The organism is Flavimobilis rhizosphaerae, from assembly GCF_014852685.1.
GTDB lineage: Bacteria > Actinomycetota > Actinomycetes > Actinomycetales > Cellulomonadaceae > Flavimobilis > Flavimobilis rhizosphaerae.
On record NZ_JACZDF010000001.1, the window covers coordinates 148723 to 170676 of the forward strand.

General features: G+C 70.7%; 17 protein-coding genes. 11 read left to right on the forward strand and 6 right to left on the reverse strand.

Going from position 1 to position 21954, the window contains the following annotated elements:
- Positions 1 to 191 precede the first annotated feature (191 nt).
- Complete coding sequence (locus IGS67_RS00645; RefSeq protein WP_192276759.1) at positions 192 to 1877, forward strand: DEAD/DEAH box helicase; 1686 nt, start codon at positions 192 to 194, stop codon at positions 1875 to 1877.
- A 472-nt stretch (positions 1878 to 2349) separates the two neighbouring features.
- Entirely contained in the window at positions 2350 to 2748 is a 399-nt protein-coding gene (gene msrB, locus IGS67_RS00650) for a peptide-methionine (R)-S-oxide reductase MsrB (protein ID WP_192276762.1), read from the forward strand.
- A gap of 128 nt (positions 2749 to 2876) precedes the next feature.
- Here the strand turns inward: msrB and IGS67_RS00655 are convergent, their stop codons facing one another.
- The 3 genes from IGS67_RS00655 to IGS67_RS00665 all read right to left on the reverse strand — a co-directional run bounded on the left by IGS67_RS00655 (position 2877) and on the right by IGS67_RS00665 (position 6628).
- Positions 2877 to 4571: an MFS transporter gene (locus IGS67_RS00655; RefSeq protein ID WP_192276765.1), complete on the reverse strand. Its 1695-nt coding sequence runs from the start codon at positions 4569 to 4571 to the stop codon at positions 2877 to 2879.
- Complete coding sequence (locus IGS67_RS00660) at positions 4568 to 5086, reverse strand: MarR family winged helix-turn-helix transcriptional regulator (RefSeq protein WP_192276768.1); 519 nt, start codon at positions 5084 to 5086, stop codon at positions 4568 to 4570. Before IGS67_RS00660 ends, IGS67_RS00655 begins: the two co-directional genes overlap by 4 nt.
- A 111-nt stretch (positions 5087 to 5197) precedes the next feature.
- On the reverse strand, positions 5198 to 6628 hold the full coding sequence (locus IGS67_RS00665) for a sugar porter family MFS transporter (RefSeq protein WP_192276771.1): 1431 nt from the start codon (positions 6626 to 6628) through the stop codon (positions 5198 to 5200).
- Positions 6629 to 6739: 111 nt separating this feature from the next.
- Between IGS67_RS00665 and IGS67_RS00670 the strand changes: the two genes are divergently transcribed.
- From IGS67_RS00670 to IGS67_RS00680, 3 genes are all read left to right on the forward strand, one after another.
- Complete coding sequence (locus IGS67_RS00670; RefSeq protein ID WP_192277783.1) at positions 6740 to 7336, forward strand: hypothetical protein; 597 nt, start codon at positions 6740 to 6742, stop codon at positions 7334 to 7336.
- Positions 7337 to 7672: 336 nt separating this feature from the next.
- Entirely contained in the window at positions 7673 to 8281 is a 609-nt protein-coding gene (locus IGS67_RS00675) for a DUF47 domain-containing protein (RefSeq protein WP_215905447.1), read from the forward strand.
- A 6-nt stretch (positions 8282 to 8287) separates the two neighbouring features.
- Positions 8288 to 9292, forward strand: coding sequence for an inorganic phosphate transporter (locus IGS67_RS00680; RefSeq protein ID WP_192276779.1), 1005 nt, complete (start codon positions 8288 to 8290; stop codon positions 9290 to 9292).
- 71 nt (positions 9293 to 9363) lie between these two features.
- Here IGS67_RS00680 and IGS67_RS00685 read toward each other — a convergent pair whose 3' ends face one another.
- The 3 genes from IGS67_RS00685 to mshD are packed head-to-tail and all read right to left on the reverse strand — an operon-like array spanning position 9364 to position 13612.
- Positions 9364 to 10407, reverse strand: coding sequence for an NUDIX hydrolase (locus IGS67_RS00685; RefSeq protein WP_328741263.1), 1044 nt, complete (start codon positions 10405 to 10407; stop codon positions 9364 to 9366).
- A gap of 5 nt (positions 10408 to 10412) precedes the next feature.
- Positions 10413 to 12686, reverse strand: coding sequence for an RNA degradosome polyphosphate kinase (locus tag IGS67_RS00690; RefSeq protein WP_192276782.1), 2274 nt, complete (start codon positions 12684 to 12686; stop codon positions 10413 to 10415).
- 38 nt (positions 12687 to 12724) lie between these two features.
- A complete protein-coding gene (mshD, locus tag IGS67_RS00695; RefSeq protein ID WP_192276785.1) occupies positions 12725 to 13612 on the reverse strand; it encodes a mycothiol synthase in 888 nt (295 codons plus the stop codon).
- 616 nt (positions 13613 to 14228) lie between these two features.
- Between mshD and IGS67_RS00700 the strand changes: the two genes are divergently transcribed.
- From IGS67_RS00700 to IGS67_RS00725, 6 genes are all read left to right on the forward strand, one after another.
- Entirely contained in the window at positions 14229 to 15605 is a 1377-nt protein-coding gene (locus IGS67_RS00700) for a hypothetical protein (protein ID WP_210766945.1), read from the forward strand.
- Between the two features lie 99 nt (positions 15606 to 15704).
- Positions 15705 to 17108 (forward strand): NAD-dependent malic enzyme, encoded by a 1404-nt coding sequence (locus tag IGS67_RS00705; RefSeq protein WP_192276791.1) that lies wholly within the window; start codon positions 15705 to 15707, stop codon positions 17106 to 17108.
- A 93-nt stretch (positions 17109 to 17201) separates the two neighbouring features.
- Positions 17202 to 18167, forward strand: a complete 966-nt coding sequence (locus IGS67_RS00710) for a formate/nitrite transporter family protein (RefSeq protein ID WP_192276793.1) — start codon at positions 17202 to 17204, stop codon at positions 18165 to 18167.
- Positions 18168 to 18367: 200 nt separating this feature from the next.
- The gene (acs, locus tag IGS67_RS00715) at positions 18368 to 20359 is read left to right on the forward strand and encodes an acetate--CoA ligase (RefSeq protein WP_192276796.1); all 1992 of its coding nucleotides are present in this window, start codon (positions 18368 to 18370) and stop codon (positions 20357 to 20359) included.
- 269 nt (positions 20360 to 20628) lie between these two features.
- Positions 20629 to 21606 (forward strand): hypothetical protein, encoded by a 978-nt coding sequence (locus IGS67_RS00720; protein ID WP_192276799.1) that lies wholly within the window; start codon positions 20629 to 20631, stop codon positions 21604 to 21606.
- Positions 21607 to 21647: 41 nt separating this feature from the next.
- Positions 21648 to 21827 carry a hypothetical protein gene (locus IGS67_RS00725; protein ID WP_192276802.1) on the forward strand — a complete coding sequence of 60 codons (180 nt, stop codon included), beginning with the start codon at positions 21648 to 21650 and terminating at the stop codon, positions 21825 to 21827.
- Positions 21828 to 21954: the final 127 nt, after the last annotated feature.

A 21954-nucleotide genomic window follows, 5' to 3' on the forward strand; every position in this document is an offset into this window, starting at 1 on the left:
GGTCACCGCCCGCAGGTGAGACAATGGACGACGAGGGCCGCGCGTACCGCCGGTCCCGCGTCGTGGAGTCCCGCACGATCCCCGCCCGCGCACAGCGCGGAGCCGTGATCCTGCCTCGTGCGGCGGACCCCGACCCCGGTCGACACCGAGCGCCCCCGTGCGCCGTGCTCCGGGCCGAACCAGGAAGACACATGCCTCAGACCATCCGGTCGTTCTCCGACCTGCCCCTGCCCACGCCCGTCCTCGACGCCCTCGCGCGCGACGGCAAGACCGCACCGTTCCCCATCCAGACCGCGACCCTCCCCGACACGCTCGCGGGCCGCGACGTCCTCGGGCGTGGCCGCACCGGCTCCGGCAAGACCCTCGCGTTCTCGCTCCCCATCGTCACGCGGCTCGACGCGTCGCGCTCCGGCCGCACGAAGCCCGCCCGGCCGCGCGCCCTCGTCCTCGCCCCGACGCGCGAGCTCGCCTCGCAGATCGACGCGACCCTCGCGCCCCTCGCCAAGGCGCTCGGCCTCACGACGACCGTGATCTTCGGCGGCGTCTCCCAGTCGCGCCAGGTCACCGCGCTGCAGAAGGGCGTCGACGTCGTCGTTGCGTGCCCCGGCCGCCTCGAGGACCTCCTCGGCCAGCGTCACCTCACGCTCGACGACATCGAGATCACCGTGCTCGACGAGGCGGACCACATGGCCGACCTCGGGTTCCTCCCGGGCGTCAAGCGCATCATGGACCGCACCCCGTCCCAGGGTCAGCGCATGCTCTTCTCCGCGACGCTCGACAACGGCGTCGACGTGCTCGTCAAGCGCTACCTCCACAAGCCGCTGCACCACTCCGTCGACCCCGAGACGTCGCCCGTCACCGCGATGACCCACCACGTCCTCGAGGTCGCCGACGCCGCCGCGAAGAAGGACCTCGTCCTCGCGCTCGCCTCAGGCGTCGACCGTCGCATCCTCTTCATGCGCACCAAGCACCAGGCCAAGAAGATGGCCAAGACGCTCACCGCCGAGGGTGTGCCCGCGGTCGACCTCCACGGCAACCTCTCGCAGGGAGCCCGCGAGCGGAACCTCGAGGCGTTCACGTCAGGCGCCGTCAAGGTGCTCGTCGCGACGGACATCGCCGCGCGCGGCATCCACGTCGACCATGTCGGGCTCGTCGTCCACGTCGACCCGCCCGCCGAGCACAAGGCGTACCTCCACCGCTCCGGACGCACGGCGCGCGCGGGCGAAGGTGGCGTCGTCGTCACCGTCATGACGCCCGAGCAGCGGGGCGACGTCAAGGATCTCACCCGCAAGGCCGGCATCACCGTGACGCCCGTGCGCGTGCGCGCGACCGACAAGCTCGTCACCGACCTCGTTGGTGAGGTGGCGCCGCGCGTCAAGCCGTCCGAGGCTCCGGCTGCGGCACAGCCAGCGCCGAAGCAGCCGCGCAAGAAGAAGGCTGCCGACGGCGGCCGGGGCCGCGGCACGTCGACGTCCGACGGGTCCGGGCGTCCCGCCCGCGGGTCGGCCGGCTCGCGTGGCTCCGACGTCGCGGTACGCGGCGACCAGCCGCGCGGCGGGCGTCCCGGCACGGGTCGTGGCGGTCAGCAGGCCGACCCGTCGCGTCCTGGGGGCGCACGCTCGGACGGACGTCGGGGCGGTTCCGGACGCGGGGCGTCCGGTCAGCAGCAGGGCCGTGGCGGTGCGTCTCGCGGCGGTTCGCAGCCTGTGTGGTCGTCGACGACGGGGGAGCCGTCCGGGGGATCTGCGGGTCGCTCGGGTGGCGGTTCTGCCGGTGGTGCTGGTGGCGCGTCCGGTCGTGTGTCGCGTGGGGGATCGTCGGGCGCGGGGCGTGGCCTCGTCGAGATGTCGCGTGGCGCGCGCTCGGGTCGCCGCTGATCTCAGCCGTTCTCACGAGGCCCCTCCGCACCGTGTGCGGAGGGGCCTCGTCGTCCGTGGAACCGGCGGGCCTTGCCCGGGCCGGGCTGGGCCGACCGGGACGGCTGGCAGGGGCCGGGCCGCGCCGGGCCGGCCAATAGCGGATCCGTACGCGTCATGCGTACGGATCCGCTATCGAAGCCCCCTGCTCCCGGCGGAACGGAGTCCCGATAGCCGATCCGGGCACGTCCCGTGCACGGATCGGCTATCGGCACCCGGGGTGTCGGCACCCGCGGTGTCGGCACCCGGGGTGTCGGCACCCTGGGGCGTCGCTGGTGCCACGGATTTGACGCTGCGCCCCCGTGGGACGGGGGCGCAGCGTCAATCCGTCGGGAGCGGCGCGAGCGGCAGGCAGGCCGGAGCGGCGGCGCGAGGCAGCGCGAGCGGGCGCTGGGCGAGGGATGATGGGATCACCGACGACGGAGGGAACGACATGGCGTACGAGATCGAGAAGACCGACGACGAGTGGGCTGTCGAGCTGAACCCGCAGGAGTTCCACGTCCTGCGTCAGGCCGGCACCGAGCGGCCCTGGTCGGGCGCGCTGCTCGACGAGGCGCGCGCCGGCACGTACAGCTGCCGCGCGTGCGGCGCCGAGCTTTTCGACGCAGGGACGAAGTTCGACGCCGGCTGCGGCTGGCCGAGCTTCTACGAGGTGAGCCGCTCCGACGCGGTCGAGCTGCTCGACGACGACTCCCTCGGCATGCGCCGCACGGAGGTGCGGTGCGCGCGCTGTGGCTCGCACCTCGGGCACGTCTTCCCCGACGCACCGCAGACCCCGACGGGCAACCGGTTCTGCATGAACTCGGTGTCGCTCACCTTCGACCCGAGCTGACCCACCTCGCCACGACTCGTCGGCCCTCAGCACTGTCGAATAGTGCTGAGGGCCTACGAGTCGAGTCAGTCAGGTGACTTGTAGGTCCCTAGCACCATTGGATGGTGCTAGGGACCCACGAGTCGGGGTCAGGTGCGGCGGGTGGGGGCGGCCTCCGGATCGGCCGCCACAGTCTGGGCCGCCTCGGTCTGGGCTGCCTCTGCTCGGGCCGCGTCTGCTCGGGCGCTCTCCGCCAGGGCCTCCTCGCGGGCGGCCTCTGCCCGGGCGAGCTCCTCGCGGCGCAGCTCGAGGTTCGAGCGCGTCGCGAGCGGGACCTCCTTGATGAACAGGACCGCGACGAACGCGATGAGCGCGAGCGGTGCCGCGACGAGGAACACCTCGGCGACGCCCGCCCCGTAGGCGGCCTTGACGATCGTCGCGACGGCGGCGGGCAGCATGCTGACGTCAGGCAGGGTGCCGTCGGCGATCGACGCGGGCGGGGTGATGCCGGCCGACGTGAGGCCCGACGTGAGGTCGGCGGTGACACGGTGACCGAGGATCGCGCCGAGCGCCGAGACGCCGATCGCACCGCCGAGCGACCGGAAGAACGCGATCGACGCGGACCCCGTCGAGAGCTCGGCGGGAGTGAGCGTGTTCTGTGCGGCGAGCACCATGTTCTGCATCTGCAGGCCGACGCCGATGCCGATGAGCAGCATGTAGACGCTGATGAGGACGAGGCTCGTGCGGTGGTCGATCGTGCCCATGAGCAGGATGCCGGTCGGCATGATGATCGCGCCGACGACGAGGTACCGCTTGTAGCGTCCCGTGCGGGAGACGGCGCGGCCAGAGAGGATCGACGCGGCGAGCTGCCCGACGATCATCGGCACGGTGAGCAGGCCGGAGACCGTCGGGGTGTAGCCGCGTGCGATCTGCATGTACTGGCTGAGGAACACCGTCGTGCCGAAGAGCACGATGCCGAGCGCGACGGACGCGATGATGACGAGCGCGACTGTGCGGTTGCGGAAGAGGGTGAGCGGGATGATCGGCGCGACGGCGCGGGACTCGGCCCACACCGCAAGGGCGAGAAGCACGACGGCGCCGCCGGCCATGACAACGGTCTGCCACGACAGCCAGTCGAAGCGTGTGCCGGCGAACGTCACCCAGAGCAGGAGCAGCGCGATGCCGCCGGAGATGAGGGTGGCGCCGAGGTAGTCGATCGGCGCCTTGCCGTCACGCGGCAGGGGCGGCAGGTGGAGGGTGCGCTGGATGAGGATGATCGCCGCGATCGCGAAGGGTACGCCGACGAAGAACGTCCAGCGCCAGCCGGCGGTGTCGGTGAGGAACCCGCCGAGGAGGGGGCCGCCGATCGTGGCGACGGCCATGACTGCGCCCATGTAACCCATGTACCGGCCGCGTTCGCGCGGCGAGATGATGTCCGCGATGAGGACCATGCCGACGGCGGTGAGGCCTCCGGCGCCGACGCCCTGGACGGCGCGCCATGCGATGAGGGTGGCGGGGCTGTGGGCGAGCCCGGCGAGCGCCGCGGAGACGACGGTGATGACGAGCGTCAGCTGGACGAGCCGCTTGCGGTCGACGAGGTCAGCGACCTTGCCCCAGATGGGCGTCGAGATGGTCTGGGTGAGGAGCGTCGCGGTGACGACCCAGGTGAACGCGGACTGGTTGCCGCCGAGGTCGGAGACGATGTGCGGCAGGGAGGACGACGTGATGGACGTCGCGATGATCGAGACGAACAGGCCCATGAAGATGCCGGAGATGGTCCGGAGGATCTCCTGGTGCGTCATCGGCGGCGCGGTGGTGGGGGCGGCGGGAGAGGTGCGTGTCATGCGGGGTCCTTGCTGTGGTGCTGCGTGCCGCTGAAGTAGGTCGTGACGGCGTCGGAGAGGTCGTTGAGGGAGGTGGCGAGCGTCGCGAGACGGTCGGGCTCCCAGTCGCCGAGGGCGCTGGCGAGGAGGCGGGAGACGGAGCGGCGGGCGGTGTCGGCGCGCTCGCGGCCGGCGGCGGTGAGGGCGATGGTGCGGGCACGGCGGTCGTCGGGGTCGACGTCGCGGACGGCGAGGCCCGCGTCGACGAGCGTGGCGACCTGCCGGGACGCGACGGAGACGTCGACGTGGAGGATCTGGGCGAGCTCGCTGATCTGCAGGGCGCCGTGGGTCTGGAGCTTGAAGAGCACGCCGAGGGAGGCGCGGGGCAGGTTGAGCTCGTGGACGAAGGCGGTGCCGATGCTGCGCTGGGCGCGGCCGAACGCCTCGATGGCGAGGAGGACGGCACGGACGTCGTCTGTGGGTGCGTCGGGTTCGTCGAGGAGCGAGGGGGGCCGGGCGGCAGCTGGGGTGGTCATCACGTCTCCTTGTTATGACAGGACGACGCTAAACCGATTGCTTGCGACACACAAACGATTTGGGTGTGAGGCGCGCGACGTCCGGGGTCCACCCGGACGCGGCCGGGCAGCTCAGTCCGTCATGTCCTCGAGCTCCTTGCCGCGCGTCTCCGCGACGAACTTCCACACGAACAGCCCGCTGAGCAGTGCCATCGCCCCGTAGACGCCGTAGACGACGGGCAGACCGAGGCCCGCGGACATCGGCGGGAACGACACCGTCACCGTGAAGTTCGCGATCCACTGCGCCGCCGTCGCGAGGGCGAGAGCCGCCGCCCGGATGCCACCGGGGAACATCTCGCCGAGGAGCACCCACACGACGGGTCCCCACGACGCCCCGAACGACACGACGAAGAGGTTCGCGCCGACGAGCGCGACCGTGCCCCATGCCCCGGGCAGGCTGACGTCGTCACCCGAGCCCGTCGCCTGCGTGAAGGCGAGCGCCATCGCGGCGAGCGACACCGTCATGCCGGCCGAGCCGACGAGGAGCAGAGGCCGCCGCCCGACCTTGTCGACCAGCGCGATCGCCACGAGCGTCACGACGACGTTCGTCACCGCCGTGATCGTCGAGACGAGGAACGCGTCCGAGTCGTCGAACCCGACCGAGCGCCACAGCGTCGTCGAGTAGTAGAAGATGACGTTGATCCCTACGAACTGCTGGAAGACCGAGAGGGTGACGCCCACCCACACGACCGGTCGCAGCCCGAAGCGGCCGCCGCGCAGCGTCGAGCCCTGCTGCTTCTTGCGGTCGGACTCGAGGGCGTGCGCGATCTGCTCGACGCGGTCCTCGGCGTCCTGCGTGCCGAGGGAACGCAGGACCTCGGCCGCCTCCTCGCGTCGTCCCGTTGCGACGAGGTGGCGCGGAGACTCGGGCGCGCGCAGCGCGACGACGAGGTAGACGACCGACGGCACCACGGCGACGAGGAACATCCACCGCCACGCATCGAGCCCGAAGAGGCTCGCACCGAGCGCGATCGGCGCGCCCTCGTCGACCGCCCCGGCCGTCGTCGCGAAGAGCTGGTCGGAGAGCAGGGCCGCAAAGATGCCGAGCGTGATCGCGAGCTGCTGCAGCGACGCGAGTCGGCCCCGCACCGCGCTCGGGGAGATCTCCGAGATGTAGGCGGGCGTGATGACTGAGGCGACGCCGATGCCCATGCCGCCGACGACCCGCCACAGCACGAGGTCCCACACCGCGAACGCGAACGCGGCTCCCACCGACGAGACGAGGAACAGCACGGCCCCGAGGAGCATCGCGCGAGGCCGCCCCCAGCGGTCCGCGGCGCGACCCGCGAGCCACGCGCCCAGCGCGCACCCGAGCAGCGCGACGGCGACGGCGAAGCCGGTGACAGATGAGGAGAGGTCGAACTCGTGCTGGATCGCGTCGACCGCGCCGTTGACGACGGAGGAGTCGAAGCCGAAGAGGAAACCGCCGACGGCGGCGGACACCGCGAGGACGACGGCCCGCCTGTGCTGGGACGAGGTGAGGGTCGTGGGCTGCTCGGGCAAGGGCTCCTCCTCGGTCCGTGGCGGGCGCACGGGACGTGGCGCGGCCGCGTGGTCAACACTGTAGGAGTGAATGACGTGACCGGCCCGCGCAGAAGCTTCCGACGACCCGCGATGCTCGACCCCGCCGAGGCGGAGCAGATCCCCGGCGGGCACGACCCCGCGCTCCGCGAGGAGATCGCGCACACGACGGCCCGCGCCCTCGTGCACGAAGGCCGTGCCACGGACGACGCGGAGGTCACCGCGCGCATCCTCCGGCTCGTCGAGACGGAGGGCCTCGACACGGTCGCAGCCCTGTGGGCGGACGCCGCGCCCGTGACGCTGCCAGGGGCGCTGTGGCGCCTCTTCGTCCTGCGCGAGTGGGTGCGTCGCGACGCCCGCACGGTCGGGCTGCGCTACCGCCTGGGCGTCGAGCACACCCCGGTCGCGGAGGTCGTCGCGGGCGCGGCGGGTCCCTCGCCCGAGGACATGCGGGCGCTCGCGGACTCCGTGCTCTCCGGAGTGTTCGACGGTGATCTCGCCGTCGCGCTCGAGCGCGCTGCGGCCTTCTGCCGCATCCTCGCGACAGGGGCCGCGGTCGACGCGGACAGCGTCGAGCCGACGGACCCGGCGCGGGGTTCCCGCCTCACGTTCGGCGCCGCGTCGCTCGTCGCGACGGCCGACGACCTTGACGCGGCCGCGCGCTGCTGGCGTGCCGACCAGCTCGACTGATCCTGCGCAGCCCCGGGAGCCGCCGTTATAATGGAAGGGCGACGTCGGGCTGCGGTAGCCCCGGGCTCCAACATCAGCCGCTTCGAGCGGCCACGCGCCGAGAGGCGCTCCCGGTCCGGCGTCGCATCTTTGTGCCCGACGCTAGACGTCTCGTTCCTCACATCGCGGCAGAGCCGTTCGTCCCACGGCCTGCAGGGACCCAGGTGGCCTGCACCGCGATTTCCCGTGATGGTCGACGGAGGATCACCCGGACGGTTGCGCGTTCACCGTGACGTGGGCCTACGCTACGGAGGACAAGGCTGCCTCTTTACGGGAGTACCCGTGCGCATTCCGCGTATGACACCGCGCGACACCACGTTCTTCGACCTCTTCACCGCCTCGGCGGAGCACCTGGTGACCGGATCCAAGCTTCTCGGCGAGCTCCTCGGCGCCGACCTCGTCGGCCGCAAGGCCATCGCGAAGCAGATGAACGAGGTCGAGCACCTCGCCGACGAGGCCACGCACACGATCATGCGACGCATGAACTCGACGTTCGTCACGCCGTTCGACCGTGACGACATCTACGAGCTCGCGTCGGCGCTCGACGACTGCATGGACTTCATGGAGGAGGCGAGCGACCTCATCGTCCTCTACAAGCTCGACGAACTGCCGCGGCGCGTCGCCGACCAGGTGCAGATCCTCCAGCGCTGCGCCGAGATCACGGCCGAGGCGATGCCGCGCCTGCGCTCGATGAGCGACCTGCAGGACTACTGGGTCGAGATCAACCGCCTCGAGAACCAGGCGGACAAGCAGCACCGCAAGCTCCTCGCGCAGATGTTCGACGAGATCACCGACCCGATCCTCCTCATGAAGCTCAAGGAGGTCGTCGAGATCCTCGAGGAGGCCGCCGACGCGTTCGAGAAGGTCGCCAACACGGTCGAGACGATCGCGGTCAAGGAGTCCTGACCCCTCGTGGACGTCGCACTCGTACTCGTCGTCGCTGCGCTCGCGCTGACGTTCGACTTCACCAACGGCTTCCACGACGCCGCGAACGCGATCGCCACCTCGGTGTCGACGCGCGCGCTCACGCCGAAGGTCGCACTCGCCATGGCGGCCGTCATGAACTTCGCGGGTGCCCTCATGGGCACGGCGGTCGCGGAGACCATCGCGCACGACATCATCCACATCGACGGCGTCGGCACGCGGCTCACGCTCGTGGCCGTGCTCGCGGCGCTCGTCGGGGCGATCACGTGGAACCTCATCACATGGTGGTTCGGCCTGCCGTCGTCGTCGACGCACGCGCTCATCGGCGGGCTCGTCGGCGCGGGCCTCGCGAGCGGGATCGCCGTGTACTGGGACTCGATCGTCGAGAAGGTCGTCCTGCCGATGATCTTCTCGCCGATCATCGGGTTCGGCATCGCGTTCCTCGTCATGGTCGCGGTCCTGTGGATCTTCAAGAACGCGGCGCCCGCCAAGGCGTCGCGCAGGTTCCGCATCGCGCAGACGGCCTCGGCTGCTGCGATGGCGCTCGGTCACGGCCTCCAGGACGCGCAGAAGACGATGGGCGTGATGTTCCTCGCGACGACCGCCGTCGACTGGACGACGCGCGGCGACCCCATCCCGTGGGAGATCAAGATCCTCGCGGCCGCAGCGATCTCCGCCGGCACCGCGACGGGCGGTAAACGCATCATGCGCACCCTCGGCCGCCGCATCATCGAGCTCGACCCGGCGCGCGGCTTCGTCGCCGAGTCCGTTTCCGCGATCGTCCTCTACCTCAACGCGTTCTGGCTGCACGCGCCGGTCTCGACGACGCACACGATCACGACCGCGATCATGGGTGTCGGCGCGACGAAGCGGCTCTCCGCTGTGCGCTGGGGCGTGGCGAAGTCGATCGGCATCGCGTGGGTGCTGACGATCCCCGCGGCCGCGGGTGTCTCGGTGGCGGTCTTCTGGGCCCTCCACCCGCTGCTCGTCTGACCCGTCCCTTGCACGGAGAGACGGCTCCCCACCATCGAATGGTGGGGAGCCGTCTCTCTGTGTCTCAGGGATCAGGCGACGCCTGCGCGGTTGCCGAGGATGCTCGCGTGCAGGTGGCTGCGGGAGATCTCGACGGCGACGACGCGCGGCCCGTCGGGCCGCGGCGCGACGTGCGCGACGAGCAGCTCGCCCGGCCGCAGGAACGGGTCCTCGGCGGGCAGCTGGGCGCGCACGCTTCGGCGCGCGTGCAGGCGCAGCACCTTGAGGACCGTCGGGAGCACGGGCCGGTGCGTGCACAGCACGGACGCGACGGGATCCTCGAGGAGCCGCTCGACGACGTCGCGCGCGTCCCGCGGGTCGTCGGCGTGCGCAAGCTCGGTGAGGTCGAAGCTCAGGCCCGCCGAGAGCCCCGTCGCGCGCGCGTACGGCGCGATCGTGTCGGTGCAGCGCAGCCACGAGCTCGAGACGATCTGCGCCGCACCGTACGCCGAGAGGATCGGCACGATCGTCGCGGCCTGGAGGTAGCCCGCGGGTGTGAGCGGGCGGTCATCCTCGCCGCCCGCCCACGCGCCGCGCTTGCGCGCCCGGGCGTGCCGGGCGACGACGAGCGCGTGCGTCGCGAGGCGGTCCTTGGCGTGCGCGTGCACAAGGGCGTCGAGCGGCTCGCGGTCCGTCGCACGCGAGAGGCGCTCGTGCGCCACGTCGACGTCGAGCCAGACGACGTCGTCGATCTCGGTGGGATCGACGGGAGCGACCGGCGGGCGCACCCGCACCGCGGGAGCATCGACGTCGGCCGCGCGACGCGCCGCCCAGTAGTGGACGCGCTTGAGCCGGCCCTCGGGCGTCCGGTAGCGCTGCATGGGCAGCGGCACGCCGAGGACGACGGGCCTGCCCGTCTCCTCGGCGACCTCGCGCACGGCGCACTCGCGCAACGTCTCGCCCGAGTCGAGCTTGCCCTTGGGCCACGACCAGTCGTCGTACCGCGGCCGGTGGACGAGCTGCACCTGCAGCCGCCCCTTGCGCTCGCGCCACACGAGCGCGCCCGCAGCCTCGATCGCGGGCCGGCGCACCGACTCGCCCGTGTCGAGGAGGCTCGAGCCCGAGGGCACGGCCACGCGGCTCACCGCCCCCGGCCCATCCCCAGGCGCCGTCGCTGCCGGGAGATGAGAGTGCCCTGGAGGTCGCGCAGCGGCTCGCCGTCGGCACCGAGGTGGTGCCGCACCCACGAGCCGTCCGGGCCGAGGTGCCACGACGCGGTGCCGTCGTCCATCGAGGCCTCGAGGAGCTCGACGAGGTTGACGACCTGCTCCTCGTCGACGATCGACACGAGTGCCTCCACGCGCCGGTCGAGGTTGCGGTGCATGAGGTCAGCCGAGCCGATGAGGACGTCGGCCTGGCCGTCGTTGCCGAACGCGAAGATCCGAGAGTGCTCGAGGAACCTGCCGAGGATCGACCGCACCCGGATCGTCTCCGAGAGGCCCGGGACGCCGGGCCGCACGGCGCAGATGCCACGGACGACGAGGTCGACCTGCACGCCCGCCTGCGACGCCCGGTAGAGCGCGTCGATCGTCGCCTCGTCGACGATCGAGTTGACCTTCATGCGGATCCACGCGGGACGGCCCTCGCGCGCGATCTGCGCCTCGCGGTCGATGCGCTCGACGAGCCCCGTCCGCACCGAGCGCGGCGCGACGAGCAGCCGCTGGAAGCGTGAGCGCGGCGCATAGCCGGAGAGCTGGTTGAAGAGACGCGAGAGATCCTGGCCGACGTCCGGGTCGCACGTGAGCAGGCCGAGATCCGTGTAGAGGCGCGCCGTCTTGGGGTTGTAGTTGCCCGTGCCGACGTGGCAGTAGCGGCGGAGGCCGTCGGCCTCCTGCCGGACGACGAGCGAGAGCTTGCAGTGCGTCTTGAGCCCGACGATCCCGTAGACGACGTGGACGCCCGCCTGCTCGAGCTTGCGGGCCCACGAGATGTTGTTCTGCTCGTCGAAGCGCGCCTTGATCTCGACGAGCGCGAGGACCTGCTTGCCGGCCTCGGCCGCGTCGATGAGCGCGTCGACGATCGGGGAGTCGCCCGACGTCCGGTAGAGGGTCTGCTTGATCGCGAGCACCGACGGGTCCGCGGCAGCCTGCTCGAGGAACGTCTGCACCGACGTCGAGAAGGAGTCGTACGGGTGGTGCAGGAGGATGTCGCGCGCGCGGATCGCCTGAAAGACGTCCGTGGGCGTCGCCGACTCGACCTCCGCGAGATAGCGGTGCGTCGTCGGCACGAAGCGCGGGAACGAGAGGTCGGGACGCTCGATGTCAGCGATGACGTTGAGCCCCGTGAGATCGAGCGGCACGGGCAGCTCGTACACCTCGTCCGGCTCGACGCCCAGCTCTTTGAGGAGAAGCTTGCGGATGCGTGGCGTGACGTCGGGCGTGAGCTCGAGGCGCACGGGCGGACCGAAACGTCGGCGCAGCAGCTCCTTCTCCATCGCCTGCAGGAGGTTCTCGGCGTCGTCCTCCTCGACCTCCACGTCCTCGTTGCGCGTCACGCGGAACAGGTGCCGCTCGACGATCTCCATGCCGGGGAAGAGCTGGTCGAGGTGCTCCGCAATGACGTCCTCGATCGGCACGAAGCTCGTCTCCTGCGCAGCCGCGACCTGCGCGTCCGGCGCGGACGGGCGGCCCCGGGAGTCGACGGCGACGAAGCGCGGCAGGATGGGCGGCACCTTGACGCGCGCGAAGTGCTCCTTGCCCGTCGCCGGGTTGCGCACGAGCACCGCGAGGTTGAGCGAGAGCCCCGAGATGTACGGGAACGGGTGCGCCGGGTCGACCGCGAGGGGCGTGAGGACGGGGAAGATCTGCTTGCGGAAGTACTTGCGCAGCCGGTCCTGCTCGTTCGACGAGAGGTCGTCCCAGCCGACGATCGTGATGCCCTCGTGCGCGAGTGCGGGCTGGACCTGCTCGGTGAACACGCGGGCGTGACGCTCGGCGAGGACGTGCGCGCTCTCCGCGATGCCCTCGAGCACCTGACGCGGCGACTGCCCCGATGCCGACGGTACGGCGATGCCCGTCGCGATGCGCCGCTTGAGACCGGCGACGCGCACCATGAAGAACTCGTCGAGGTTGGACGCGAAGATCGCGAGGAACCTCACGCGCTCGAGCAGCGGCGTCGCCGGGTCCTCGGCCAGCTCGAGGACACGCTGGTTGAACGCGAGCCACGACAGCTCGCGGTCCGCGAAGCGGTCGTCGGGCAGGGGCGCGAGCTCGACGGGAGCGTCGGGCGCGTCGACGGGCTCGGCAATGTGCTCCGCGATGTGCGCGGCGAGCTCCGGGTCGAGCGGGATCGTCGGGACGGTGCGCGCCACCTGGGCGGGCTCGTCGGGGACGGTCGTGGCGGTCGCGTCGTTCATGGCAGACATCGTGGCATCTTCCGGTGGCTCTGCGGTGATCAGGAGATGGCCGACGTGCCGCGGACGAGCACGTGCCGGTCGGCGAGGTCGAAGCCCGCGCGGCGGTAGACGTTGACGGCGCGCAGGTTGTCGCCGTCGACGTAGAGCAGCGCTCGGGTGCAGCCACGCGCGGCGAGGTGCGCGAGCGCGACCTCGGTGAGGAGGCGGCCGAGGCCGCGGCCCTGGTGCCCCGGGTCGACGGCGACGACGTAGAGCTCGCCGTCGGTCCCGACGACCTTGGTCCACACGAACGCCGCGGGGCCGTCCGGGCCGTCGACGAGCAGCAGGTCGTCGGCACGGAACCACGGCTCGGCGAGGCGGGCGTCGAGGTCGGCGCGCGTGAGCCGGCCCTGCTCGGGGTGGTGCGCGAACGCGCGCGCGTTGAGGGCGAGCCATGCGTCGGCGTCGTCGGGCGTGAAGGTGCGCAGCGTGTAACCGTCGGGGGGCGTGGGGCGCGTCGCCGTCCCCGGGAGGGGGCGGTCCATGACGAAGAGCTCGCGCACGGTCTCGAGCCTGTGGTGCTCGGCGAACGCCTGCGCACCCGTGCCGTGCCCGTAGGCCCACAGGCCGAAGCCGTCGGGCGCGAGGGCCCGCAGGCCCTCGAGGAGCGACGTGCCGAGACCGCGACGACGGGCGTCGGGGGAGACCGCCATCTCGGCGGTCGGGGGCGCGCCCCCGAGGTCGAGCTGTGCGTATGCGAGGAGCTTTCCCGCGCCGTCGCGGCGCAGCACGTGGACGACGTCGTGGTGGTCGGCCGTGAGGTTGAGGAGCGGCTGCTCGGAGATCGGCGGGACGCCGTCGGCGTGCGCCGCTGCGGCGGCGAGCGCGCGCACCTCGACTGCGACGACGTCGTCGAGCGGCCCCCGGACCGTGAGGTTCGAACCCATCCCCCCATCCCACCACAACCTTGGCGGCGCACGGTCCGGGGCATCCCGTGCCGTGCGGGAGGCGAGGGAAGGCGAGCCTCGGCCGGGGCGTCCGGGAACGACGAAGGGCCGCCCCGAAGGCGACCCAAGAACTGACACTACCCGTTCCCGGCCCATCTGCCCAGGGCCATCGGTCCCTGGAAAAGCGCAGGATCCTGCGGCAGACTCGATTCCACAACAGCACAACGGAGCAGGCCGGACCCACGAGCGACCAGTCCACGCATAGGACCTGTGGCACCGACCCCAGTGGATCGACCGCAGATTTTTCTCGCCTGATACCCCTGCTCCAGCTGGCCGGACGGCGGCTCCCCCCGGGACCGCCGTTCGTGCTGTGCGACGGGAGCCTCCGACGGCACGACCCCAAAGGGTTGAATGACCAACTCATCTTGAGTGAGGCATTTTGCTGCCCTGGTTGTTGCGTCATGGTCGGGTGGCAGGCATGATTTGCCCCGCAAGCCTGACTCTCGCCAGGGACTCAGGGACTGAGGGACCCAGCGACTAGGGGATTGTCGATGCGTGCAGCAAAGCTTGTCCGAGGGACCCTCGCCTTCTTCACCGCGACGCGTGGCGTCGTCGCGTGAGACTCATCCGGTTGAGCGTGACGTTGCCCCTGCTCGCCGCGGTGACGCTGACGGCGGCATGCACGCCGGAGGCCCCGCGGCCGCCGGCGGCGGCCACACCGTCCGCTACGGGCACCGCGACGCCGTCCGGTCCGACGCAGCTGCCGACCCCGAGCAAGAACGTCGAGGAGCCTCGCGCGCTGCTCGATCCCGACGGCCGGGTGCTTGACGTGCGCTGGGTTCCGGTCGCGTCGCAGGTCGAGGCCCGCCAAGGAGAGACGTACACCGTGCTGGACACGATCCGCTCCGAACGCGGTTGCGTCGAACGCATCGGTGCTAGGGCGGTGCTTGGGGGCGGCGCCACAGTTGTTGGTATCGGGCCGAAGGAGACCTGCACCTGGGACGGCGGGCCTCGGCTTCCGGCCAACGACCGCATCGGTGTCCGCGACGCGGATGGGACGCTCCGTCGCTTCGTCACGACCGAGGGCCTCGTGCCCGAGGACGACCCGCGGCAGATCACCGCAGTAGCAGCCTCCGCGACGCACGTCGTCTGGGCAGAGACCGCGAGCACCGACCTGTTCCACGACGACTGGCGCATCTTCGCCGCGCGGCTCGACGACGGTGTGCCGCATCTCGTCGCGAAGGCCGAGGACTTCACCGGCGGCAAGGAGCCGCTCACCTTCTTCGAGGTGCAGCTCGCGGTCGGGGCCGACAGGGTGTGGTGGAGCACTGCGCCCGCCGACGGCGAAGGGCCGCCCGTCGTCGTCAGCCGACGGCTCGACGGCACGGGTCCGATCGACGTCGTCGCGAAGGCGAGCGACAGCCCCGTCGTCACGTCCGACGGGCTCGTCGTCCGGACGCTGACAGAGGTTTCCACCATGTCGCAGGACGACCAGGGGGAACCCGCTGCCGAGATCATGTGGCGCGGAACGGGTCTCGCTCTGGTCGCAGACAATGAGGCGACGCCGCTGCTGTCGATCGACACCACGGAGACGCTCGGGACGGAGGAGGAACTCGGGGCGCTGTCGTCCGACGGGGTCCGCGTCGCGTTCGCCGTCGGCGACGCCGTCTACGCGCTGGACTTGTCGAGAGAGGCGATCGTCGGTGTCCACGGCGGCGGGGTGAAGCCCACCACAGACATCAGTGACGAGTTCCGTGAGGCGACGACCATCGCGTCGACCGCGCTCGATGAGGGCCGTCTCGTCTGGTCCTTCGGCGGGGGAGCCGGTGCGACCACCTCTCCCGTGTACGTGCTCGAGCTCGCCAGCGACGCCCTGCAGCGCATCGTTGTCGAGGACAACGCGGGTGAGGTCGTGGCTGCGGCAGGCAACATCGCGTGGTCCGGGTTCGTCGACGACCGGAGGACCACGACCGTCGTCGACTGGCGCGACTGAGCACTTCTCGAAAGTCGGCACGGGTGTCGACCTCCTCGGAGGTCGACACTCGCGCCGAGCGAGCGTGCGCCAGGCGCGTGGCCTGCGTCACAATGGGGCATGAGCCCAGCGCCGAGCGTCTCGTCGTCCATCACCGCGCGCCTCCGCGTCGAGGCCAGGCCGACGGTCGTGAGCGAGCTGACGACGGCCGTCGAGCAGCACGGCGGGCTCGTCACCGGCATCGACGTCACCGAGTCGGGCAGCGCCCGCATGACCGTCGACCTCACGTGCGCGACGAGCGGCGACGCGCATGCCCAGGAGATCGTCGAGACGCTCCGGCACGTCCCGGGCGTCGAGGTCGACCGGGTCTCCGACCGCACGTTCCTCATGCACCTCGGCGGCAAGCTCCGCATCGAGCCGACCGCCCCCATTCGGAATCGCGACGACCTCTCGATGGTCTACACCCCGGGCGTCGCCCGCGTGTGCGAGGCCATCGCGGCACGGCCCGACGACGCCCGCCGCCTGACGATCAAACGCAACACGATCGCCGTCGTCACCGACGGCACGGCCGTCCTCGGCCTCGGCGACATCGGCCCGCTCGCGTCCCTGCCCGTCATGGAGGGCAAGGCCGCGCTCTTCAAGCGGTTCGCCGGCATCGACGCGTTCCCCATCGCGCTCGACACGACGGACGTCGACGAGATCGTCCGCACCGTCAAGGCCATCGCCCCCGTGTTCGCGGGGATCAACCTCGAGGACATCTCCGCGCCCCGCTGCTTCGAGATCGAGCGGCGCCTGCGCGACGAGCTCGACATCCCCGTCTTCCACGACGACCAGCACGGCACCGCGATCGTCGCGCTCGCAGCCCTCATCAACGCCCTCACCGTCGTCGGCAAGAGCCTGCCGGGCGTGCGCATCGTCCTGTCCGGTGCGGGCGCCGCCGGCACCGCGATCCTCAAGCTCCTGCTCGCGGCCGGCGCGCGGGATGTCGTCGTCGCGGACATCGACGGCGTCGTCCACACGGGCCGCGCCGGGCTGAGCGAGCAGCTGCGCTGGACCGCGGAGCACACCAACCCGCGCGGCGTCACCGGAACCCTGGCCGGTGCGCTCGCGGGCGCCGACGTCTTCATCGGGGTGTCCGCGCCCGACGTCATCACGGCGGACGACGTCGCGACGATGGCCGACGACTCGATCGTCTTCGCGATGGCCAACCCGCGCCCCGAGATCGACCCCGTCGAGGCCGCCAAGCATGCCGCGATCGTCGGGACCGGTCGCAGCGACTTCTCCAACCAGATCAACAACGTGCTCGCATTCCCCGGTGTGTTCCGCGGGCTGCTCGACGCGCAGTCCTCGCGCATCACCGACGAACTGCTCCTCGCGGCGGCGCGCGCGCTCGCGTCGACGGTCCACCCCGGGCAGCTCAACGCGACGTACATCGTGCCGAGCGTCTTCAACCCCGACGTCACGACTGTCGTCGCGGAGGCCGTCGCGGACGTGGCGCGCCGGACGGGGATCGCGAACAACTGAGGTGTCCTGCCGGCGGTCGTCCTTTGCGCCGAGGCGAGCCGTTCCGTCCTAAGGTCCTACGATTTTGCGTCGGTGGACGGCGATGCTCGAGGCATGCTGAGCATCGACGAGAACATCGAGGTCCAGGCGAGGTATGCGGCGACGAAGGTCGCGTTCACCCGCCGCCCCGGCGCCTACACCGTGCAGTCGATGCTCGCGGGCGCCTACATCGGCGTCGCCGTCATGCTCATGGTCTCCGCCGCCGGCCCGCTGCAGGCCGCGGGATCGCCCGCGACGAAGCTCGTCCAGGGGCTCGTCTTCGGCGTCGCCCTCACCCTCGTCTACACGGCGGGCGGCGAGCTCGTCACCTCGACGATGATGACGACGACCCAGGGCGCCTGGCGCCGCACCATCACGTGGCTGGAGGCGGGGCGCACGATCCTCTTCTGCTTCGCCGGCAACCTCCTCGGCGCGTTCGCGTTCGCGGCGATGCTCCACCTCACCGGGCTGCTCGAGCGCACGACGCCCGCGGGCGCGATGCTCGCCGGGATGCTCGAGGCCAAGGGCGGCGAGAGCAACGTCGAGCTCTTCTGGCGTGGCGTCCTGTGCAACATGCTCGTCTGCCTCGCCATGTGGTCCGCCAGCCGGCTGCAGTCGGAGGTCGCGCGCCTCGTGACGATCTTCTGGTGTCTGCTCGCGTTCATCACCTCGGGCTTCGAGCACGTCGTCGCGAACATGACGACGTTCGGCGTCGGCCTCATCTCGGGCCTGCCCGAGACGGGCTGGGCGGACTTCGCGCGGAACATGACCGTCGTCGGGCTCGGCAATCTCGTCGGCGGGGCCGTCGTCGTCGGGCTCGCCTACGCCGTGAGCGCGAGCCGCCGCGCGACGGCGCTTGCAGAGGCCGAAACCTCCAACCCTTCCCAGCCCGACGCGACCCCCGCTGCCGCAGCACTGCCGGCGGCGACGGTCGAGTGGCGTGAGTCCAACGACGCCACCTCGGTTGCGTGGAGCTGTGCAAACTTCTCGCCCGTCACGCGCGACGCCGACGCAAGCGACGAGAAGCGCACGCCGGTCTGACCTGCGCGGCGCCTCCCGCGCCGCTCCAACGCCGTTCAACACGACGTGGGAGCGAACCCCTGTCATCTTCGCGGGATTTCACGTACGCGTGCGCTCAAGATGAGGGGAATCCCGATAGCGCACGGCCCTGGCAGGACTAAACTCCGAGCGGGACCTTGGTCCTATCGCACCAGCGTCGATGCGTAACGGGAGGACATGTCGTGACCCAGGACGGCACGCCGGCACAGGCCGGCCTCGAGAATCTTCTTCACGAGAGCCGGAGCTTTCCTCCGAGCCCGGAGTTCGCCGCGCAGGCGAACGCGCAGCCCGCGCTGTACGAGGCCGCCGCAGCCGACCGCCTCGGCTTCTGGGCCGACCAAGCCCGTGACCTGCTCACCTGGCGCAAGCCGTTCACCGAGACCCTCGACTGGTCCGGCGCGCCCGTCGCCCGCTGGTTCGCCGACGGCACGCTCAACGCCGCCTACAACGCGGTCGACCGTCACGTCGCCGAGGGGCGCGGCGACCGCGTTGCCATCCACTTCGAGGGCGAGCCTGGCGACACCCGTACCCTCACGTACAGCGACCTCCTTCGCGAGGTGTCCCGCGCCGCCAACGCGCTCGCAGCCCTCGGCGTGAGCACTGGCGACCGCGTCGTCATCTACCTACCGATGATCCCCGAGGCCGTCATCGCGATGCTCGCGTGCGCGCGCCTCGGCGCCCCGCACTCCGTCGTCTTCGGCGGGTTCTCCGCCGACGCGCTGCGCTCGCGCATCGCCGATGCCGAGGCCAAGGTCGTCATCACCGCCGACGGCGGCTTCCGGCGCGGCGCCCCCTCTGCGCTCAAGCCCGCCGTCGACGAGGCGCTCGTCCCGCGCGACGGCGTCGAGAGCCCGGTCGCGCACGTGCTCGTCGTCCGTCGTACCGGACAGGACACAGCGATGGCCGAGGGTCGCGACGTGTGGTGGCACGACGCCCTCGAGTCCGCCGACGTCACGCACGAGCCCGTGTGGGTCGAGGCCGAGCACCCGCTGTTCATCCTCTACACCTCGGGCACGACCGGGAAGCCCAAGGGCATCCTCCACACGACCGGCGGCTACCTCACCCAGACCGCGTACACCCACAAGTACGTCTTCGACCTCAAGGCCGAGTCCGACGTCTACTGGTGCACCGCCGACATCGGCTGGGTCACCGGCCACAGCTACGTCACATACGGGCCGCTCATCAACGGCGCGACCCAGGTCATCTACGAGGGCACCCCGGACTCCCCGCACCAGGGCCGCTGGTGGGAGATCATCGAGAAGTACAAGGTCACCATCCTCTACACCGCGCCCACCGCGATCCGCACGTGCATGAAGTGGGGCGAGGACATCCCCGCGACGTTCGACCTGTCGACCCTCCGCGTCCTCGGTTCGGTGGGCGAGCCCATCAACCCCGAGGCGTGGATGTGGTACCGCCGCGTCGTCGGCGGCGACCGCACGCCGATCGTCGACACGTGGTGGCAGACCGAGACGGGCGCGATCATGATCTCGCCGCTCCCCGGCGTCACGGCCGCCAAGCCCGGCTCCGCGCAGGTCCCGCTGCCCGGCATCGTCGCGGACGTCGTCGACGACGAGTTCCGTTCCGTGCCCGACGGTGGTGGCGGCTACCTCGTACTCTCCGAGCCGTGGCCCGCGATGCTCCGCGGCATCTGGGGCGACCTCGAACGGTTCAAGGACACCTACTGGTCGCGGTTCCCCGGTGTCTACTTCGCCGGTGACGGCGCCAAGAAGGACGACGACGGCGACATCTGGCTGCTCGGCCGCGTCGACGACGTCATGAACGTCTCGGGACATCGTCTCTCGACGACCGAGATCGAGTCGGCGCTCGTCTCGCACGACGCCGTCGCCGAGGCCGCCGTCGTCGGCGCCACCGACGAGACGACCGGCCAGGCCGTCGTCGCGTTCGTCATCCTGCGCTCCGACCACGCCGAGGCGCTCGGCACGACGGACGAGGACGAGATCATCCAGATCCTCCGCAACCACGTCGGCAAGGAGATCGGCCCGATCGCCAAGCCCAAGCGGATCCTCGTCGTCGCCGAGCTCCCCAAGACGCGCTCGGGGAAGATCATGCGACGCCTGCTGCGGGACGTCGCCGAGAACCGCGCCGTCGGTGACGCGACGACGCTCGCGGACTCCTCGGTCATGGACCTCATCGCCAAGGGGCTCAGCAAGTAGGTCTCTTCCTGCCGCGACGGCTGGTTCCCCTGCGGGGGAGCCGGCCGTCGGCGTGTCTGGGCGGCAGCGTGGACGGGGGCGGCGTGTCGCCCGGCCGAGGGGATCGAGTAGTTGAATATGCGAATATCCCGGGGAACGGGATGATCGGACAGAAGTCTTGAAGTGCATGTCTCGTGCGTGCTAGTTTCGGCAAGCGCGACCCCAGGGAGGCCGCGCCGGCCATGTGCCGAAGTTCGAGAGAGAGAGCCTTGAAGAGCTTCTCCAGAACGTTGACGACGTGTGTCGCGAGCACGGCGCTCCTGGTCGCGAGTGCAGGTCTCGCGCAGGCCTACGACCCTGATGCTCCCGCGACGGAGGTCGCCGAGGCCATTGCCGCGGTCGCTCCCGAGGCGGGTGCGGTCCTGGAGGCTGCGAGCGCCGGGGACGGGTTCGAGGCGCAGGTCGGCGAGGCCACTGTTGTCGTCCCTGAGGACGTGAGCACCCCGGTCTCGCTCACGAGCGAGGACCAGGCGCTTCCCGATCTCACCGTCGCCCTGCCTGACCTCGCTGGTGCGGACACGGTGCGGCAGGCTGACGACGGGACGCTCGTGTACACGACCGACGACGATGCCTCGCTCGCGGTTCAGCCGCTCGCCGACGGTTCGACGCGTTTCCTCTCCGTCCTTGAGAACGAGGCGGCGCCCGAGCGCTACGACTACACGTTCGAGGGCTTCGACCTCGCGCTGCAGGAGGATGGCTCCGTTCTCGTGCTCGACGGTGAAGAGCCCGTCGGGGTGGTCGCTGCGCCGTGGGCGACCGACGCCGAGGGCGTCTCCGTTCCGACGCGCTACGAGGTCGAAGGCTCGACGCTCACACAGGTCGTCGACCACGCTTCAGGCGGCTTTGGGTATCCGGTCACCGCTGATCCCTGGATCAACTTCGGCTGGGGGACGTATCTCAACATGCAAGGTTGGGAGCTCAAGACCATGGCAACAGCGTTGATCGCACTCGGCGGTGGCGCCGTCGTCGTGACCTGTAGCGGTCTTTCAAAGCTCCCGCATGGCGCAGCTAAAATCGCACAACTCCTCTGCACCCTGACGGGCGGAGTCACCGGGATACAGATGTGGAACCTCATCGTCAAGACGTGGCGCACGAAGTCCATCAAGAACCTTGGTTGTTACCAGGCGCGAGTCGTCATCACACAGTACGCCGTGATTCCTTATACGCCCTTCTACGAGGTGAAGCAGCGGAGGAACTGCGGATGGTGACATCTCGAGTTCCCCTGGCGCAGCAGGGTTGGTTCACCACCATGGTGATCGCAGGAGTGATGGTCGTCGGTCTCGTCGCCTACCTGCTGACAGACTCCGTTCTTGCGACCTTCATTGCGAGCAGCCCGATCGGGCTCATCTGCTTCTTTGTCGTCGCTCCGCTCGTCGATCGCCGCCGGGCGCGGACTGCGAAGCGAGAGCCGGACAGCTCCGACGGCTGACCGGCGTTGCTCGACGTCGCCGAGAGCCGCACCGTCGGGGACGCGACGACGCTCGCGGACTCCTCGGTCATGGACCTCATCGCCAAGGGGCTCAGCAAGTAGGTCTCTACCTGCCTCGACGGCCGGT